At 44.0% G+C, this 2,845-nt stretch carries 2 protein-coding genes; both read right to left on the bottom strand.

The features are described 5' to 3' along the window. Nucleotides 1–1,226: type II secretion system F family protein (locus VN429_RS07830; RefSeq protein ID WP_325631784.1), on the bottom strand; the 1,226-nt coding region annotated here is incomplete at its 3' end. Next, nucleotides 1,223–2,845 (bottom strand): type II/IV secretion system ATPase subunit (locus tag VN429_RS07825; protein WP_325631782.1); only part of this gene is annotated, 1,623 nt, incomplete at its 5' end. The genes VN429_RS07830 and VN429_RS07825, both read right to left, overlap by 4 nt.

Here is a 2,845-nt window from a genome sequence, read left to right as displayed (position 1 = left end):
ATAATGAGCAGGGCAACCATGCACATATCATCCACAGCCATAATCATATCATCGAGTGTTCCGGCCGGAACATGTATGAAAACCCATATCAGGAATAATAGTGCCAATGGGACGGTAAAAATAAATGAGTACTCAGGTTTTTCAATAAATCCTTTAAGAGGATGAGCCAGCCATTTTTTAATAAATCTGAACTGGTCAAACCTGGCAATCGTTGCAAAGAGTCGCTCTTCGCCTGTCATTTGTCTGACCCTGACATCAGTATATTGGTTCAGCCACTTTGCCTTGACATATTTCACGGCATTTTCATCCTTGATCGAGATTGTATCAATCATCAGGATAAAGATCAGGGATCCTATCGGAAGTACGACGTAACCGATGAGCGAGAGTTCAAAGACCGATGAAGAGCCCATCATACCCATCACGACCATTATGGTGATGAGAAAGAGTGGACCGGCGATAAACACGGTAACATATATCTCACCAACCAGACCGAGAAACTGAAGAAACTCTTTCTGCTCAAACTTGGCTTCCTCCTGAAGTATATGAACGCGGTCCTGCAGAAACTGGGAGAGATCTCCTCCACTCTCCACAGTTGAAAGCATATCCTGAAGGAAATCACGCATCTTTTGAGACGGAGTTGTCTCACTTAAATGTCGTAATGCACTTACGACATCGTATCCGAAGAATTCTGCATCACGAACAACCTGCCTGAATTCGTATGACACCTCTCCGTAAACTGCAGCCATTTCTGATAATGATTTAAGGATTTCAAGAAGTTCGGCCCCTCCTCGCCGCATTGCATACATGTAAGCAACAGCATTATGAAGACCGATATTGATCTTGGTCGTCCTTGTCATCTTTTCAAGTGATGGATAAGCGAGAACGGCTTTGTACCCGATCACTCCGCCGATAAAAAAGACTGCCACTGCAATAATAAGCTGGACAGCCAGCATGATCGGAATGTTAGGATTACTAGTATTGATGTCCAGATTCAGAACATTGTATAATTCAGGTTTCAGCCCGAAGTTTGAGATAAAAAGGAGGGAGGCCAGAAAAAAACCAATTAGACCTGCAATAAGGCCGGTCATCAGCCCGATGAACAGGGCCTGGCGTATATATTGCTCAACTGTGACTCCGGCTCTAATAGAATTTAGATCTTTTCTGACCGGAATGAACCGATCAGGATTTCGTGCGATCCATCGTCTGACAATAAGATCTGTTCTCATGAGGCGATCCTGTCCAGATCCTTGATGTTATCCAGCACCCGTTGTGAATCGATGTAATATGCCTGGATGATCTTGGTAAACCTGATGTAATCGCGAAGATCCTGATCCTTAATTGCATTCAGGATTAATTTGCGACGTTCCATTTCATCAGTAAGGGCTTCCCTGCTCCACCCATGAAGTGTAGAGATATCGCCGAGGACCTGTGATCGTCCTGTATATCGGAATGAATCCATTAGTGGATCGTACTCAAATACAGTATTGACCATGATATTGCCGGTTGCCGGATCAATTCCTGCTATCTCAACGATCTCTTCACTTCTTCTTACCCTGTCAGGCCCTATCTGTATTTGTTTCTGAATGCTCAGGATATTGAGTGCCTGAAGCATGTTTCTTGGCACATTTAGTGGTTCGTTCTCAAGTCGGTGAATTGCAGCATCAACGCTTCCTGCATGCATAGTTGAAAATGTAGTATGTCCGGTGTTCATTGCCTGAAAGAGTGTCTGTGCTTCATGCCCACGAACCTCACCAACAAGGATATACTCAGGTCGCTGACGCATTGCGGCTTTGAGTAGCATAAACATGTCAACCGATGTCCCTCCCTCGGCAACTGAATCACGGGTGATACTTGCGATCCAGTTTTCATGAAAGAGTGTGAGTTCGCGGGTATCTTCAATTGAGATGACTTTTGCAAGGGGTGGAATGAAGAGAGAAACTGCGTTGAGTGATGTTGTTTTCCCCGAAGCCGTCCCTCCGATGAAAACAAGACTCATGTTATTCTCGATAGCCATCCAGAAGTAGGCAAGCATATCGGCATTAAATGTCTTGAGTTCCATCAGATCGATTGGCGTGAATGGCTGTTCACGGAATTTCCTTATAGTAAAAGATGTCCCGCGTGAAGTGACTTCAGTTCCGAATGTAAGTTGCAGACGTGATCCTTCAGGGAGTGTTGCGTCAATGAGAGGCATTGCCGATGATATGTGTTTTCCAGACCGCTGGGCCAGAGTGATTGCAAGAGAGATCAATGCCTCAGTCTCAAACTGGATATTGGTCTTGATATTTTGTTCTTTGCGGTGGAAGAGAAAGATTGGGATGTTATCTCCGTCACAGGAAATATCCTCGATCCAGGGATCTAACATCAATGCGTTGATTCGACCCCAGCCAATGTAGTTTCTGACCAGGAAATATTCTAGTTTAAAAAGCGACTTTTGATCGATAGAGACTCCATAATATTTGAGGAGTTCCATGACCTTGGAGAGGAGGAGAAACCTTCGATCCATCCCGGTCTCTTCGTCGGTAAGAATAAGGACATCACGGAGATCTTCATGAAGCCGCTCAAGCAGTTCATACTCGAACGGAGAAAGGGCAGGTTCATAAAGGAGATACTCCTTCATCCGTGAATTAGTGTTGAGAGAAATATATACTAGTGCTCGTCCTGGATCTGCCCAATATTCTCTGATTAGTTCATATCCGACAGGAACATCTGCATCTACAAGAGATCCATGTTTTTCAAAATTGTACTCTTCAACACCTGCTTTTCTGGCTAATGAGAATTTTTTGAGTAGTTTATTTGAGTAGTGTAAATCTCTGCTCTCTTTATCGGTGCTTAGAGAATTTTTAAG

This window comes from Methanospirillum sp., from assembly GCF_035560735.1.
In the GTDB taxonomy this organism is placed as follows: domain Archaea; phylum Halobacteriota; class Methanomicrobia; order Methanomicrobiales; family Methanospirillaceae; genus Methanospirillum.
This window is presented reverse-complemented; position numbering and strand designations above follow the sequence as displayed.